The sequence below is a fragment of the Marinifilum sp. D714 genome (genome assembly GCF_030851345.1).
GTDB lineage: Bacteria > Bacteroidota > Bacteroidia > Bacteroidales > Marinifilaceae > Marinifilum.
On sequence record NZ_JALPNU010000003.1, the window covers coordinates 364,911 to 380,853 of the forward strand.

At 36.1% G+C, this 15,943-nt stretch carries 13 protein-coding genes; 6 read left to right on the forward strand and 7 right to left on the reverse strand.

The annotated features are described in order from the left end of the window. Positions 1 to 201 precede the first annotated feature (201 nt). The 6 genes from M0051_RS05080 to M0051_RS05105 all read left to right on the forward strand — a co-directional run bounded on the left by M0051_RS05080 (position 202) and on the right by M0051_RS05105 (position 7,080). A complete protein-coding gene (locus M0051_RS05080; RefSeq protein ID WP_306740467.1) occupies positions 202 to 900 on the forward strand; it encodes a 5'-methylthioadenosine/adenosylhomocysteine nucleosidase in 699 nt (232 codons plus the stop codon). Positions 901 to 915: 15 nt separating this feature from the next. After that, on the forward strand, positions 916 to 1,395 hold the full coding sequence (locus tag M0051_RS05085) for an S-ribosylhomocysteine lyase (RefSeq protein WP_306740468.1): 480 nt from the start codon (positions 916 to 918) through the stop codon (positions 1,393 to 1,395). 99 nt (positions 1,396 to 1,494) lie between these two features. Then, the gene (locus M0051_RS05090; protein ID WP_306740469.1) at positions 1,495 to 1,944 is read left to right on the forward strand and encodes a DUF3592 domain-containing protein; all 450 of its coding nucleotides are present in this window, start codon (positions 1,495 to 1,497) and stop codon (positions 1,942 to 1,944) included. 131 nt (positions 1,945 to 2,075) lie between these two features. Beyond that, on the forward strand, positions 2,076 to 2,666 hold the full coding sequence (locus M0051_RS05095) for a DUF4251 domain-containing protein (RefSeq protein ID WP_306740470.1): 591 nt from the start codon (positions 2,076 to 2,078) through the stop codon (positions 2,664 to 2,666). Positions 2,667 to 2,783: 117 nt separating this feature from the next. Continuing rightward, positions 2,784 to 4,757 (forward strand): peptidase U32 family protein, encoded by a 1,974-nt coding sequence (locus M0051_RS05100; RefSeq protein ID WP_306740471.1) that lies wholly within the window; start codon positions 2,784 to 2,786, stop codon positions 4,755 to 4,757. Between the two features lie 208 nt (positions 4,758 to 4,965). Beyond that, the gene (locus tag M0051_RS05105; protein WP_306740472.1) at positions 4,966 to 7,080 is read left to right on the forward strand and encodes a M3 family metallopeptidase; all 2,115 of its coding nucleotides are present in this window, start codon (positions 4,966 to 4,968) and stop codon (positions 7,078 to 7,080) included. Between the two features lie 91 nt (positions 7,081 to 7,171). On the opposite strand, the gene M0051_RS05110 is transcribed toward M0051_RS05105, so the two are convergent. The 7 genes from M0051_RS05110 to M0051_RS05140 all read right to left on the reverse strand — a co-directional run bounded on the left by M0051_RS05110 (position 7,172) and on the right by M0051_RS05140 (position 15,898). Next, a complete protein-coding gene (locus M0051_RS05110) occupies positions 7,172 to 7,759 on the reverse strand; it encodes a TetR/AcrR family transcriptional regulator (RefSeq protein ID WP_306740473.1) in 588 nt (195 codons plus the stop codon). Positions 7,760 to 7,917: 158 nt separating this feature from the next. Beyond that, positions 7,918 to 8,859, reverse strand: a complete 942-nt coding sequence (gene nrfD, locus M0051_RS05115) for an NrfD/PsrC family molybdoenzyme membrane anchor subunit (protein ID WP_306740474.1) — start codon at positions 8,857 to 8,859, stop codon at positions 7,918 to 7,920. 160 nt (positions 8,860 to 9,019) lie between these two features. Continuing rightward, entirely contained in the window at positions 9,020 to 9,553 is a 534-nt protein-coding gene (locus M0051_RS05120; RefSeq protein ID WP_306740475.1) for a 4Fe-4S dicluster domain-containing protein, read from the reverse strand. Next, positions 9,550 to 11,784 carry a molybdopterin-dependent oxidoreductase gene (locus tag M0051_RS05125; protein WP_306740476.1) on the reverse strand — a complete coding sequence of 745 codons (2,235 nt, stop codon included), beginning with the start codon at positions 11,782 to 11,784 and terminating at the stop codon, positions 9,550 to 9,552. Before M0051_RS05125 ends, M0051_RS05120 begins: the two co-directional genes overlap by 4 nt. A 196-nt stretch (positions 11,785 to 11,980) precedes the next feature. Continuing rightward, positions 11,981 to 12,826: a sulfurtransferase gene (locus tag M0051_RS05130; RefSeq protein ID WP_306740477.1), complete on the reverse strand. Its 846-nt coding sequence runs from the start codon at positions 12,824 to 12,826 to the stop codon at positions 11,981 to 11,983. A gap of 66 nt (positions 12,827 to 12,892) precedes the next feature. Next, positions 12,893 to 13,933 (reverse strand): porin, encoded by a 1,041-nt coding sequence (locus M0051_RS05135; RefSeq protein WP_306740478.1) that lies wholly within the window; start codon positions 13,931 to 13,933, stop codon positions 12,893 to 12,895. A gap of 90 nt (positions 13,934 to 14,023) precedes the next feature. Next, positions 14,024 to 15,898, reverse strand: coding sequence for a rhodanese-like domain-containing protein (locus M0051_RS05140; protein ID WP_306740479.1), 1,875 nt, complete (start codon positions 15,896 to 15,898; stop codon positions 14,024 to 14,026). Positions 15,899 to 15,943 lie beyond the last annotated feature (45 nt).

The following is a 15,943-nucleotide window of genomic DNA, read 5'->3' on the forward strand; positions in this document are numbered from 1 at the left end:
TAAAAATCTAAATTTAATTAAATTATCTAATACCACGAAGCGATCATGGGCAATGCCCATAATTTCAGGTAAAATCCACTTTTATTAAATGGCAAAAGATAAAAAAACACGAATTGTTTATAACTTTGTGAGCTATGAATAAATCGAACAATAAAGGCACTAGAACTTTATTATTCAAACTTTGAACTTTATACAGTATCCATGAAAATAGGTATTATTGGGGCAATGGAAATTGAGGTTGTAAGACTTCGAGCACTATTGTCGGATAAAAATGAACAAAAAAAAGGTGGCTTTGTTTTCTATACCGGAAAGCTAAACGGAAATGATATTATTCTTTTACAATCGGGCATTGGAAAGGTAAATGCAGCTATTGGTGCAGCCATCATGATCGATAACTACTCCCCTGACTTTGTAATAAACACAGGTGCTGCCGGAGGATTTCCTGGCGATTTAAAAGTTGGCGACATTGTAATCTCGAAAGAATTGATTCATCACGATATGGACTGTACAGTTTTTGGATACAAAACCGGTCAGGTTCCTGGGATGCCTGAGAGCTTTACTGCTGATGAAAAATTAATTGAATTGGCTGATAAATGCATCCACAAATTGATTGATGTAAAAACCAAAACAGCAACAATTCTTACTGGCGATCAGTTTATGAATAATCCTGAAGCCACTAAAAAAATTAAAGATACCTTTCCATCGGCCGAAGCTGTTGAAATGGAAGGAGCCGCAATCGCTCAAACTTGCTTTCAATTTGAAATTCCTTTTGTAGTTATCCGATCAATTTCGGATATTGCAGGACAAGAGAATGCAATCGAGTATGAAGAGTTTGTTGAAACAGCTGCTGTAAACTCAGCAAATATGGTTGTTGAAATGACAAAAGAATTAGCAAAATAGTTTAAATCAAAGAATATGGAAAAGATAGATAGCTTTACGGTTGATCACAATAAATTGAAAAGAGGTATTTACGTATCAAGAAAAGATCGATTTGGTGATGAAACCATTACAACATTCGATATCAGAACCAAATTAGCCAACCAGGAGCCTGCAATGGATATTCCTGCAATGCATACCATGGAACATCTGGGTGCAACCTTCTTAAGAAACAGCAAAGAGTGGGCCAACAAAACTGTTTACTTTGGCCCAATGGGATGTAGAACTGGATTTTACATTATTTTCCATGGTGATCTAAAATCAGAAGATATTATCGATGTTACCAAAGAAATGTTCGATTTTATGGCTGATTTCGAAGGCGAGATTCCAGGAACCAACAAAATTGAATGTGGTAACTACGTTAGTCATGATCTAACAGTCGCAAAATGGGAATCGGATAAGTACAGAAAAGAGGTACTTTCTAATCTTACTGAAGAAAATTTGAATTATCCACAATAATTCAAACCATATAAAAAAGGTAAAGGTCATCATTCTTTGATGACCTTTTTTATTTCCTAATTTTCATTAAATTTATGGAAACAGAAATTGCCCTAACCTATGAAAATTACTGGTTTTCGATTCTTTATTATTACCGCTTTAATACTACTTATTCCAATTTACAGCAATTGGAGATTGTTATTGGATGGTGATAAAACTGAAGGAATCGTTATAAAAACCAGTAAAGACAATATGGGACAACTCTATTCAATTTACTCCATCATCCAATATGAAGTCAAAGGTAAAACCTACCAATTAAAAGGATTGGAAAATGTTGAATATCCACTTGGAAAAAATTTTACCATACTATTTGATCCTGATAATCCCCATGACGCGATTCTATACAATTTCAAAGGCATTTACTTCAATCGTTCGACCTCCGTTGCCATTGTCATGTTCGTTTTATGGGTAGCTTTTTATTTAAGCTTTAGCCCTAAAAGTGATAAAAGAAGATCACAAAGAGAAAAGTTCAAATCCAACGGAAAATTCTCTTCTCAACAATTAAACTAGCCCCACTCTCTTCTTCAAATAACTAATTTTCAATCTTTTTAAGATTTGTTGACATTTAAATGGCACGCATCTTGCAATTGTGTGATCGACTGCAGTAAAATTATTTGGGTTAGAAATATTATTTTAAAGTTATGAAGCGAAATACATTAACATTAGTAGCAATTTTAATATTGGGAGCAATCTCATTTTCAAGTTTTGCCGAAGGCAAAGAATTAACCAAGCAAGAAAAGAAAGAACTTAGAAAAGAAAAGAGAGCAATTCGTAAAGCCGAAAGAGAAAGATATAATCAGGAAATGCATGACAAAGCATATCAAGCATTAAAGGATTTTAATTTTGTTCTAGAGGCCACAAGTTTACAAAACAAGAGAGGTAAAATGATTAATGTTTCTGATCATTTAAACTTTATTTCAGTTGAAAAAGACAAGGCTACTCTTCAATTGTCATTTAGAGGTTACGGCGGACCAAATGGATTAGGTGGAATTACATTAAATGGTAAAATCCGCAACGAGAAGTTCTCTACAGATAAACATGGTAACCAATATTTGGAGTTCAATGTAATGGGTGCTGCAATTCATGCTGAGGTAAGAATAAGTTTGAATGCTTCTGACAATTTTGCTGACGCCTCTGTTGATGCATCAACCAGAAGTAGTAAAATCCAATTTCGCGGAAGCCTGGTGCCAAAAGATGATACAAGAACTTACAAAAGTGGTTTCGACATATAGTTACATACAACAGCACTATCTCAACCGTTCTTCACAAAAGAGCGGTTTTTTTGTGTACAAAAGTCGTTTAGCCCAATTTTCAATTCTATCTTTGCATGCAGAACAAAATTTTGAAGAATGAGTAAACCTGAATTATTACTACCTGTTGGAAATCCTGAAATGTTTCATGCTGCTGTAAAAGGTGGAGCTGATGCCGTATACCTGGGATTGCGTCAATTTAATGCGCGTGGAAGAGCATCAAACTTTACAAGCTCACAATTGCTGGCACTGATAAAAATTGCAAGGAAGAACAACATAAAGGTTTACCTTACTTTAAACACGGTAATTAAAAATGAAGAATTACCTGACTTGCTGGATACTTTAAATTTAATTCAGAAAACTGGAATTGATGCCATCATCATTCAAGATTGGGGTGTTTACTATTTGGTGAAGAAACATTTTCCCAAAATTACTATACATGCCAGTACACAAATGGCTCATCACAACTCTTTGGGAGCCATTTATTGCAAAGACAAAGATTTTGAAAGAGTTGTAATGGCAAGAGAACTGACTCTTCCTGAGTTAAAGGATATTCGTAAGAAATCTGATATTGAATTGGAGATATTCATGCATGGAGCTTTATGCTACTCCTTCTCTGGCATGTGTTTGTTCAGTAGTTTTCTAGGTGGAAGTGGTGCCAATAGAGGTTTATGCGCTCAACCGTGCCGAAGATTCTATGAAACAGGAAAAGAGAAAAGCTATGTCTTTAGTTTAAAAGACAATCAAGCTGTGGATGTATTGCCTGAACTTATGGAAATGGGTGTAGAATCTATTAAAGTTGAAGGTCGATTAAAACCAGCAGAGTTTGTATATAATGTATCTAGAGCTTATAGAAAGGTAATTGATAATAATGATTTAAAAACAGCTAAGGAAATTCTTGCCTATGATATGGGACGAGAAAAGACAGGATATTTTCTTGCAGGAAATGTAAACAAAGCCATCACCGAGAACACCAATACCGGTATTTTAATTGGAACTGTTGAAAAAAGAAATAGAAACACCGTAATCTTCTCCTCTTCTCACGATATACAAGTAGGAAACAGAATCAGATTCAAGCAAAAGAATGGTGAACCACAAAAAGCTGTTAAGGTTAAAGAATTTAAAGAACTTGGTAAAGGGACTTATCAACTTGAAATCGGAAATGTTGTAGCTGAAAAAGGTGATCAGGTATATTTAGCTGGAATGATGCAGGAGAAATTCTCAAATAAGTTCCGCGAGGAAGGTAAACCACTCAAGGCTAACATGCATAGAACTGATAAAGCCAAAATCCTTAACTCATTAGGAAAAAAGAATATTCCTCAAAAGGAACAAATCTACATTCGAATTGATTCATTGGCATGGTTGCGTAAGGTAAATTTAAATGAAGTCAACTATTTAATTCTTAACCTAAAAAAAGCAGAATGGGAAGAGTTAAAGTGGGATGTTCCATTTCTTCAGAAAAATGCAAACAAACTAATCATTGAATTGCCAAAGTTTATTCAAGAGAAAGATTTAGGTTTCTATAAGCAGCTATGCAAAAAGGCCATGCGCAATGGATATCAAAACTTTATGCTGAGTCACCTTTCACAAAAACTATTGCTTCCAAATAAAGCTCGTGTTTCATGCAACGAGAATGTTTATTTGTTTAACGATGCTGCAATAGCTCACTTGCGTGATGAAAGAATCAATCTGTTCTGTCATCCTCAGGAAAATGATCTGGAAAACCTGTTAAAAAGCAATGATCGTTTTGGAATTGTTCCTGTTTACTTCTACCCTCAATTGTTCTACTCTCGTATGCCAGTAAAAACGGTAAATGATGAATTAATTGATGATATGCAGGGGGAATACAACAAGGAACTTCGTGATGGAATGACCATTGTTTATCCAAAACATCCGGTTACCTGGATGCAACAAAAAAACAACCTTTACAAAGAAGGATTCAGAAGATTTTTGATTGACTTGAGCAATGAGAAAGTATCATCAAACACTTTTAAAAGACTGATGAAAAACTTTCAGCAATCGAAACAAGTACAGCCATCAACCAGCTTTAACCTGAAAAAAGGATTGAAATAAACAATTAATAATTAGCAATGAGTAATTACGAATTTTGCAAAAACTTTTAACATAGACCTAATATTTCTATTGCAATCGTAATTCGTAATTGCCAATTCGTAATTAAATAAAACATGTTGCTAAATGGGTAAAAACCCTTAGTAAAGACAGAGTTTTTTTACTATTTTGGCGATCGAACAATTTTAATATTAACACTAAACCTAACAAAGTGAAAAAGACGTTCCTTTATTTACTTGTAGCAGGTATGGCATTTACAGCCTGCGATGGAAAAAAAAGCGAGCAAAAGACTGACAATCCGTTTTTTGCTGAGTACAACACTCCATATCAAACTCCTCCGTTTGATTTAATTAAATTCGAACATTTCGAGCCTGCTTTCATGAAAGGCATGGAAGAAGGTCGTGCGGAAATTGAAGCAATTGCAAACAGCAAAGAAGCTCCAACTTTCGAAAATACAATTTTAGCATACGAAAAATCAGGTGCTTTATTGGATAAAGTAGGAAATGTATTCTACAACATTAAAGGATCGGAAAACAACGATTCTATTGCTGCTTTGGCTAAAAGATTATCTCCAATTACAACCAAGTATTATGGTGATATCAGCTTAAACGAAAACTTATTCAAAAGAATTAAGGCAGTTTACGAACAAAAAGATCAATTGGAACTTTCTGTTGAAGAACAAACCATGCTAGATAAAATCTACAAAGGATTTGTTCGTGGTGGTGCTAACCTTCCAGCTGACAAGAAAGATCAATTGCGTAAGATTGATGAAGAACTTGCTTCATTAACTCTTCAATTTGGTGAAAATGTATTGAAAGAAACCAATAAATTTGAGTTGGTTATCGATAATGAAAAAGATCTTGCTGGTCTTCCTGCTGGTGTTGTTGCTGCTGCTGCTGAAGCTGCTAAAGCTGCTGGCAAAGAAGGCAAATGGTTATTTACAACTCAAAAGCCAAGCATGCTTCCATTCCTTCAGTATGCTGATAATCGTGATCTTCGTAAGAAACTTTACATGGGATATGTAAACCGTGGTAACAACAACAACGAGTACGATAACAAAGAGATTGCCAAAAAATTGGTAAACCTTCGTATTCAACGTGCAAAATTGTTTGGTTACAACAACTATGCTGAGTATGTGCTTGAGAAGAACATGGCTAAAACTCCAGAAAAAGCATTCGAATTGTTGAACAAACTTTGGAAAGCTGCTCTTCCTAACGCTAAAAAAGAAGTGAAGGAGATGCAAAAAATCATCAACAAAGAAGGTGGTAAATTTAAGCTAGCTTCTTGGGACTGGTGGTACTATGCTGATAAAGTAAAGAAAGCTAAATATGACCTTGACGAAGAAGAGTTGCGTCCATATTTCGAAATTAACAACGTTCGTGACGGTGCATTTGCTTTAGCTACAAAACTTTGGGGTATTAAATTCATTGAGAGAAACGACATTGCTAAATTCAACCCTGAAAACAAGGTATTCGAATTACAAGAAGCTGATGGAACTCACATTGGTATTTTCTATTTAGATTATCACCCTCGTGCTTCTAAACGTAGTGGTGCTTGGATGAGCTCATTCCGTAAACAATCAGGTTTTGGTACTGATAAAGAAGTTACTCCAATCATCATGAACATTTGTAACTTCACTAAACCTGTTGGTGATACTCCTGCATTGTTAACTCCAGATGAAGTTGAAACTCTATTCCACGAATTTGGTCATGCTCTTCACGGATTCTTCTCGAAGTGTAAATACAACTACCTATCAGGTACTTCTGTAGCTCGTGATTTTGTAGAGCTTCCTTCTCAGGTAATGGAAAACTGGTGCTTCGAACCAGAAATGTTAGCAATTTACGCGAAGCATTACAAAACTGGTGAAGTAATTCCTGCTGAATTGGTTAAAAAGATCCAAAACGCTGGTAAATTCAACCAAGGTTTTGCAACTGTTGAGTATTTGGCTGCTTCAATGTTAGATATGAAATATCATACTTTAACTGAGCCATTGACTGAAGATGTGATGACTTTTGAAAAGAATTATTTGGAAGGATTAGGTTTGATTCCTGAAATCTATTCAAGATATCGTTCTACTTACTTCAAGCACATTTTTGCTGGTGGTTATTCAGCTGGCTACTACGCTTACATTTGGGCTGGTGTTCTTGATTCAGATGCTTTCCAGGCATTTAAAGAAACTAGCTTATTCGACAAGCAAACCGCTAAATTATTCCGCGACAATGTATTGTCTAAAGGTGGTACTGAAGATCCAATGGAATTGTACAAGCGATTCAGAGGTGCAGAGCCAAACGAAGATGCTCTTTTAATTAAGAGAGGTTTAAAATAAAAATCGCATTTAGCGATACTCAATATAAAAACCGATTCACATTGTGAATCGGTTTTTTTGTTATTATTCATTACTCATTATTAATTTATAATTACTCTTCGTATTCTGCTTTAGTGATATACATATTCAAAACTTTCTGCTGCATGGCATCAATCGGATATCCTTCTGGTTCCAATACAAAATTCATAGCAATACCATCCAACATGGAAGTCAAGAATTCCCTTTCCATTTCCGGATCAGCAGCTCCACTCTTATTGAAATATTCATTCAACACATCAAACTTCATACTTACAATTTCATCTAACTCTTGCTGATACAAAGGCAAAACTCCTGGTTGCCAACGTAAAGCGTAAAACAGCTTAAAGAATTTTAAATTCTTCTCTATAGAATCAAAATAATCGTTGATAAAGAACAACAATTCTACTTCCTGAAGATCTCCATCTTCATTTGGATCTAAACCGTCGTATAATATATGAACAGCTTCGTCCACTATGGTATGTAGCAAATCTTCCTTGGTTTCAAAATAAGAGAATAATTGATCTTCCGAAATCTTGGCAGCTTTTGCAATTTTTGCCCCTTTTGCAGCAAAATACCCCTCCTGCACAAAAATCCCTAAGGCGGTATTTAGTATCTCCCTCCTTTTCTCAACATCTTGTGGTAATTTTTTTTTAGAAGCCATAACAACAATCATTTAGAAGATAAACATCGGTTTTTAACTAAGTTACGACAGAAATTTGCTTACTTCCAAAAAAAACAATGGATACATATAAATGCATCCATTGCCATTCACTTGATAAAACCATTCTGGTTTCCTAAAGCTTTATTTAAACACTAACCTTAATATAGATACTTGCTCAATTGTCCAGCATCAACCATAATAAATCTGAAAATCATTCCTCCCAAAAGAATTAAAAATGCAGGAAGTGCCACAGGAATTCTCTTCCCTCTTAGCTCTAAAATTTCAAGAATAGCTGGAACCAATAATCCCAGTACAACTACTCCACCCCAGAATAATAATGTATATGCACCTCCAAGGAAAAGCTGAGCAGCTTCAATTTGAGCAGCATTACTAGCTAAAAATCCCATAAACAGGTGAATAATAAAGAAGATTTCTATTCCAATCAATATCAAATCAATTTTACTGAATAGCGTTCTTTCCAAATGATCTTTCGACATCCACATGATAACAGCTGCTCCGGTAGATAAACCAGAAACCAAGAACAAAGGTCCCAAAATAGATGTATTCCACAATGGTCTTGCATTAAATGCAGACAGTAAAATACCCGTGTAGATCCCAAGAATAACTGATGATACAATCATCACCCAGGCGAGTGGTTTTCGATATTTATTTACTTGCTTCTCTACAAATTCTAGCCATTCCACTTTAAATTTCCAATTTGGCACCAAATCTCTCCAGTAGGCAACACACCAAACTATTGATAATGGCGTAACCAACATCAACACCCAAGCTCCCCATGACATTGGAGATTCTAATCGGATGGTTGTATACAATTGCCAGAAATACAATTTGTTTTTTAAATCAAGGAATAAGGCAAATAAACCTATGACTAAAATTGCAGGCACAATAAAAGTAGCTTTCCTAACTGCAGTTGGAAGTTCTTTTTCTCTACCTAAAATGGTGTAAAGTGCTGCAAAGAATAAAATCCCTGCGGCCAAACCACCTAAAAACAAATACAATGGAATTTCCCATCCCCAAATTCCCAAAGTAGGATCAATTTTAGGATTCATTCTTCCACTTATAATAATTTCTTCGTCCATAATTTGATTGTTTTTAGATTCCGTTCATCAGAATTACCCCAGCGCAAAAGAATCCTGACAAACGGAACCCGTTATAAAACTTGAACTTGTTAAAACCTGCCAACCAACCACCATACAAAAACCAACTTGAATAGGCTGATCAACATTATCTTGAATATTATTAAATCAGATAGTAAACATGTGGCTTGGTTCCCACTTCGGGAGCCAATACTTTCCAATTTCTGTTTTGTAACAATTGATATACTTTGCTTTCTTTATCATCCAAATCTCCAAAATACATACACTCAGTTGGACAAACGGATACACAGGAAGGAAGTTTACCTTCTTGTAACCTGTGATGACAAAAAGTACATTTATCCACAAATCCATCGGGATGAGAATAGCGAGCATCGTAAGGACAAGACTGAACACAAGCACCGCAACCAATACATTCTTGACGAGTAACTTTTACCAATCCCCCATCTTCGTAATGACTTGCTCCGGTAGGACAACATCTTACACAAGGTGAATTTTCACAGTGATTACAACGCTCCGATCTTAATTCGATACTTACATTTGGAAATGTGCCCTTTGCATGTTCAATCACCCAATCGCGACAATACCCAATTGGCACACGGTTTTCGTTTTGGCAAGCTACAACACAGTCGCTACAGCCAACACATTTCTTTGTATCAATTACCATTGCATATCTCATGATATTACCTCACTTTCTGGTTTATCGGTTACAAAACTTACAAAGTTGCCACGCATTCCGGTTCCTCCCATAACTGGATCAACCATCACGTTAGTTACCAATTGTGTATCACTAATTCCTTTTCCGAATGATCTCTTTAGTTTTTTATTGGCTCTACCAAATCCATGAACCATATAAACATTGTCTTTTCCAATTCGCTCTGTTACCCTAACTTTAATAGGAAAATCAGAAACTACACCATCCTGGTTCTTTAACCAAACTTCCTGGCCATTCTCCAAATTGTTATCAGCTGCAACAAACGGATTTACCCAAAGACAATTCTCACTCATCAATTCATTTAGGTTTGGATTGTTGGCTGTTCTTCCAAATGTATGCATTGGAGCTCTACCATAATTCAGGCGATAAAATCCTTGTGGTGGTTCAGGATGTGGTGTATAGTTTGGAATCGGATCAAAACCTTCCATTTCCAGATCCAATGAGTACAATTCAATCATACCTGTAGAAGTACCAAACTCGTGATAATCATCCTCTTCAATAAACATTGGAGTTTTACGTTCCATTTTCAGAACTCCCTTTTCTCTCATTTCCGCTAAGGAAGAACCCATTTGTTTCAATTGCCAATCGATTACTTCACCATAGCTTTCGTAATTGAAATGCTTGGATAGTTTTAATTTCTTAGCTAATTTTCTAACAATCCAATCCGATGGTTTTGATAGATATTTTGGCTTAACAGCTGGAACTCTTACCGCCACATTTGGGAATCTATTTGGAGAAACTCGCATATCATCGTAACGTTCCAAATAGGTACATTCAGGCAGAATAACGTCTGCATAACCTGTAATTTCCATAGGCATGGTATCTACCACGACTAACAAATCCAAATTTTGAATTGCCTCTAAAGTTCTCTGGGTATCAGGAATTGTTGAGATTAAATTTGTACCCACAACAAACCAACCTTTAATCTTATAATCCGATTCATTATCGGGATGAGACATATCGACAAATACATTTGCTATAGATGAACCAGCCAATGCATATGTGCCATCCAAATGATCTTTCCAAGTCCAGTTTACTGGTGGATATCCCGGATGTGGATAAGAAGGTACTTTTGCTTTTTCAGGGAAATAGAAGCCACCCTTTCTTCCCCAAGAACCTAACAATGCATTTAGCATAGCCATTGCTCTTAATCTTTGTGTATCATCACCATACCAGGTAACATGTCGTCCAGGATGTATTAAAGTTGCCGGAGCATGGAATGCCATTTCGCGTGCTGTCTGTCGAATTACATCAGCACTAATGGTGGTAATTTTTTCTGCCCACTCAGGCGTTTTGTCAACAATATGAGCCTGCAAATCTTCCAAGCCATAAGCATATTGCTCTATATATTTCTTATCGTATAATTCTTCGCTAACAATTACGTTCATCCATGCCAAAAGCAAAGCGATATCAGTGGCAGGTTTAATCGGCAACCAATACTTCGATTTACTTGCTGCTGTCGATAATCTTGGATCTACAGTAATAATTGTAGCGCCACGGTCTATGGCCTTAGACATTTCCTGCACATGGGAGTTATGCATGTTCTCTCCAATATGATTTCCGATTAATACCAGGCATTTGGTATTCTCAAGATCAACAGGTTCCGGAGAGTTGATATTTGATCCAAATGTAGTATTGAACCCAACTTCTCGTGGACCACGACATTGGGCATAGGAAGGAGCTGTAATATTCTTGGAACCAAAAGCTTTAAAAAGTTTTCCAAAATGTGCACCACCTGATCCATGTTTGAACAAGGCAAGACTTTCCGGTCCGCTTTCTTCCTTAATTTTATTCATTTTTTCTGCGATAAAACGGAAAGCTTTGTCCCAGCTAACTTCCTTAAAAGTTTGCATTCCATTTTCTTCAACTCTCATTAAAGGAGTTTTTAAACGATCAGGATCGTTGTACATTCCTAAACCGCCAGTACCACGAGGACAGAATCTTCCGTTTGAATGCGGATCATCCTCATTTCCTTCTATTTTCCAGATTTCACCTTTTTCGTCAGTGTAAACCCAACCGGCACACTTCCAGAAACAAACTTCGCAGTATGTTGGGAAGCGCTTTATTTTAGAAGCATCCATCGGTTCAGCAGCATTTACCTGCCCTATCATAGCATTTAAAAGCGGATTAGCCAATACCAATCCTCCTGCACCAATTGCGGATAACTTAATAAATTCTCTTCTCGACTTGTTCATCAGATTGTTGTTTTATAATTAAACTGATGCTGTTAGAACAAACACCTGTTTGTTTAATTTCGTTGAATCTTTCAACTTTCAACAGGACTTACTAGCACCTCTGCAATTTCAATTAATATGCACACGTAGTTGCAGAATGGCTTAAAATCATACCCTTCGCACTCGAAGGGTATGAAATAAATTTCATGAAAAGAAACTACTTCTGAACAGTTTCAGTAGCAGTCCACTCATATAGAGCGCCATCATATACTTTTACCTTTGGATACCCCAAAGCCGATTTTAAAGCCATGTATACTACACCTGCACGAACACTAGACTCACAGTATAAAATAACTTCCTTATCCTTAGTAACACCAGCAGTATTGAATAAAGCCTGTAGCTCTTCTTTCGACTTCAACTTACTTTTAGTAGTCATAACCTTTTTAAACTCAAGGTTAATCGCATTTGGAATATGCCCTTTGGGTAATTTTGATTCCTTGATTCCTTTATACTCGTCAGCTGAACGAACATCAACAATAACAGCTGCAGAAGAATTTGATGCTTTTTTCACTTGTACGATATCAGCAATAGCAGCCTTATTCACAGCTACATTAAAAGTTGTTGCTTTTCTTTTAACAGGATTCTTGGTTACAGGCTTACGAGCCATTCTCCAAGCTTTCATGTGTCCGTCAAGAATTTTCACATCTTTTGCGCCTAAATATTTCAAAATCCAGTAAACACGTCCTGAATATTTTCCTGATCCATTATCATACAATACAATGGTATTGGTATTACTGATACCTTTTGCTCCAAAAACTTTAGCAATCTCAGCAGTTGATTTTAATGTACTTTTTGGTTCAGCTTTGTACAGATCCTTATGGTTCAAATGAATTGCGCCATCAATATGAACTTTAGCGTAATCAGTAGCTTTTCGCGTACTCACTAGTACTACATTATCGTTCCCTTTAATTTTCAAGAATTCCTTAACTGAAATTACATCTTGAGCAAATGTCATTTGAATGCCTAAAAAGCAAACCAAAACAAGTAATAATATTTTTTTCATAATCTTTAAATTTTTAACAGTTCAATGAATCATTGGGAACCACAATGGCTCCCATGTGATAATCTTTTAGAATTTAACAGTTACCTGCAACATGAAAATATCGTTATCAATTTCATCGGCTCTTTCAGCACGATAAACATAGTTGGCCTGAATTTTTGTCCAATCGTTTAAAAAGTAGTTTAAACCATAGGTAGTACAGAATTCTGTATTGTTACCCATGTCTTTATCAGAATCAAAAAATTCACATTTAAATACTGGCTGCAGGTTGTTTTTAAACTTGTACATTGCCATTAAGAAACCACCATCACGCTTAACACTACCTTGATGCAGTGTTAGCTCTTCGCCACAACCACCACCAGTTGTGTAAGAACCTACATCCTTACCATATAGATATTCTGCTTGCAACATAAATCCACCGTTCTTGTACTGAAGATCTGCTCCATATCTTGTTCTTTCATCATCTGGCATACCAGCTGTTGCTGAAGCTGATTCTCCATACTTATAACTTGCACCAATTTTGAAATTCTTGTGAGGATTTACAACCACACGTGCAGCATAATCTTTCTTTTTATTGTCATCCTTATCGAACAATCCGTTACCATTGGTTACAGCAACACTGTATTGGAATAAAGTAGTGTCTGATCCACCAAGAACCATAAAACCACGGTCGCGATCAGGAGTCGCCAATTGCTCAACTACTCGTGAACGATTAATTGTGTGCAACTTGTGACAAGGAGTGTTTAATTCCAATGAAATAGGCGATTTGAAAGAACCCATGGAGATACGAGCGAAATCGTAGCGTGAATAAGTTACAAATGCATCTAATAAATAAGCATCTCCATCATGTCTTTGATTATCAGGACTTGCTTCAAGAACTACATAGTAACTGATATCATAAGGAATTTTCCCCATTACACCAATTCTAGCTCTATTAAAATCAAAAGTATTGGTATCATCATTTGCTGCATTTTCGTTATACTGATATTTAGGCTGAATAAAACCAAAAACGTTAACTCCTTCACCTGATGGCTCATCACATCCTTGTGCATTTACTAGCATAGGAATACAAAAAGCAAGTGCAAATAGTAATGCATATAATTTTTTCATGATTATCTTTTTTTTAGGTTATGGGAATTGTATTTCATCAATACAATTCCCGATATTCGGTTAGTTGTATGAATATATCTTGTTCCCGTACTAGTTTACTAGTGGTAAATCGGTTGTTGGAGCAACAAACTTATGACTCTCCAGTGATGGGTAAATCATCTTGTTAGAACCGAACTTTAATGATACAGCATCATAACCAAGTACATTTAAATATGCCGTAACCATAGAAGAAGTTTGACCGGTCCAACAATAGGTGCAAATTTGAGCACTTGAATCAAGATTAGCCAATTCACCACCTTCAATACTTAGTGGTTGAATTCTATATGCACCAGCAATATGCCCGTAATGGTCAACATCGGTTTGCGCCCAATAGTTGTTTATAAAATAGTTCGATGGTGATGTCAAAACATCTGTGGCATTAACCCCTTTAAATCCATTCGTTGTCATAGCGGTTACCCTTTCCTGAAGAATATTAGCTCCATCAGTATATGTTGACATAACACTTGGGTAATCGAAAGTTTGATTGCTTTCTACAGCAGAGGTAACCCAATTTGAATGACCTTCGGCAACTGCACCATTGGTAGCACCTGAATTACTTTCCCATGATCCTGACAAAGTTGAATTCCATCCACTCATTCCCCATTTTAAAACTTTTGCATCAGTGTAACCACTTAAGCGAAGTGCAACTACTGCATGAGCAGCTGTTTGTCCAGTATAACAAGCTACCAATATTGGCTTTGTTGTACTTGCTGCATCTGATACAATATTTCCTAAAGTAGAATTAATTGCACCTTCAATATGGCCAGCATTGTATGCATCTGTAGAACGAATATCAATAATATCATAAGTTGAAAGGAAAGTTGCTAAATCAGCCTGTGCTGGCGCAGCTGTAATCCATCCATTTAAAATGTCTGGTAAATCAAGATCATTAGCTACCAGGTAATCAGATAAGGTACTAAAAACATTTGCAGGTGTAGGTGTAACAAGTGGTAAATCAGTTGTTGGAGTAACAAACTTATGGCTCTCTAATGTTGGGTAAATCATATTATTTGAACCAAATTTCAACGAAACAGCATCATACCCAACAACATTTAAGTATGCTGTAATCATAGATGAAGTTTGACCAGTCCAGCAATAAGTACAAATTGTAGCATCAGGATCAAGATTAGCTATCTCATTGTTTTCAAGACTTAAAGGTTGAATTCTGTGTGCTCCAGCAATGTGTCCATAATGATCAACATCAGCTTCGGCCCAATAATTATTAATAAAATAATTAGATGGAGTAGTTAAAACATCAGAAGCATTAACTCCTTTAAAACCTCCCAAGATCATTGCATTAACTCTCTCTTCAAGAATAGCAGCTCCACTTGTAGCTGTTGTATTAAAACCTGGGTAATTGAAAGATTGGTTAGTTGCAACTGGAGTAGTTACCCAATTTGCATGGCCTTCACCAACAGCACCATTTTCTGCACCTGATTTTCCTTGCCAAGGTCCTGATAATATTGAGTTCCAACCACTCATACCCCACTTCAATACTTTTGCATCAGTGTAACCACTCAATCGAAGAGCAACTACTGCGTGAGATGCTGTTTGTCCTGTATAGCAGGCAACCAAAATTGGCTTAGTAGTATTAGCTGCAGTATTTAAAATATTCTCCAATGAAGAATTTACTGCGCCTTCGATATGTCCAGCAGCATAAGCATCTGCAGATCGAATATCAATAATATCATAAGTATCAAGGAAAGTAGCCAAATCAGCTTCTGCTGGTGCGCCAACAATCCAACCAGTTAAAACATCTGGAAGATCAAGATCATTAGCTACCATATAATCCTTTAGTATTTCAAAGTTTTCCGATAGATCAGGACCTGGTTCTGGGGTGTATACATCATTTTCTTCCTTACAAGAGGTCAGAAATAATGTCGGCACCAATGTAAAAATAAAGAAATACTTCATTAATTTTTTCATGACTCAATAGTTTAGATTTGTAATAGTTTAGGTTATAATTCAGGT

Bases quoted from the DNA above. Each gene is read 5' to 3' on its own strand.
- M0051_RS05080 (WP_306740467.1), top strand. From the start codon at position 202: ATGAAAATAGGTATTATTGGGGCAATGGAAATTGAGGTTGTAAGACTT.
- M0051_RS05085 (WP_306740468.1), top strand. From the start codon at position 916: ATGGAAAAGATAGATAGCTTTACGGTTGATCACAATAAATTGAAAAGA.
- M0051_RS05090 (WP_306740469.1), top strand. From the start codon at position 1,495: ATGAAAATTACTGGTTTTCGATTCTTTATTATTACCGCTTTAATACTA.
- M0051_RS05095 (WP_306740470.1), top strand. From the start codon at position 2,076: ATGAAGCGAAATACATTAACATTAGTAGCAATTTTAATATTGGGAGCA.
- M0051_RS05100 (WP_306740471.1), top strand. From the start codon at position 2,784: ATGAGTAAACCTGAATTATTACTACCTGTTGGAAATCCTGAAATGTTT.
- M0051_RS05110 (WP_306740473.1), bottom strand. From the start codon at position 7,759: ATGGCTTCTAAAAAAAAATTACCACAAGATGTTGAGAAAAGGAGGGAG.
- nrfD (WP_306740474.1), bottom strand. From the start codon at position 8,859: ATGGACGAAGAAATTATTATAAGTGGAAGAATGAATCCTAAAATTGAT.
- M0051_RS05120 (WP_306740475.1), bottom strand. From the start codon at position 9,553: ATGAGATATGCAATGGTAATTGATACAAAGAAATGTGTTGGCTGTAGC.
- M0051_RS05125 (WP_306740476.1), bottom strand. From the start codon at position 11,784: ATGAACAAGTCGAGAAGAGAATTTATTAAGTTATCCGCAATTGGTGCA.
- M0051_RS05130 (WP_306740477.1), bottom strand. From the start codon at position 12,826: ATGAAAAAAATATTATTACTTGTTTTGGTTTGCTTTTTAGGCATTCAA.
- M0051_RS05135 (WP_306740478.1), bottom strand. From the start codon at position 13,933: ATGAAAAAATTATATGCATTACTATTTGCACTTGCTTTTTGTATTCCT.
- M0051_RS05140 (WP_306740479.1), bottom strand. From the start codon at position 15,898: ATGAAAAAATTAATGAAGTATTTCTTTATTTTTACATTGGTGCCGACA.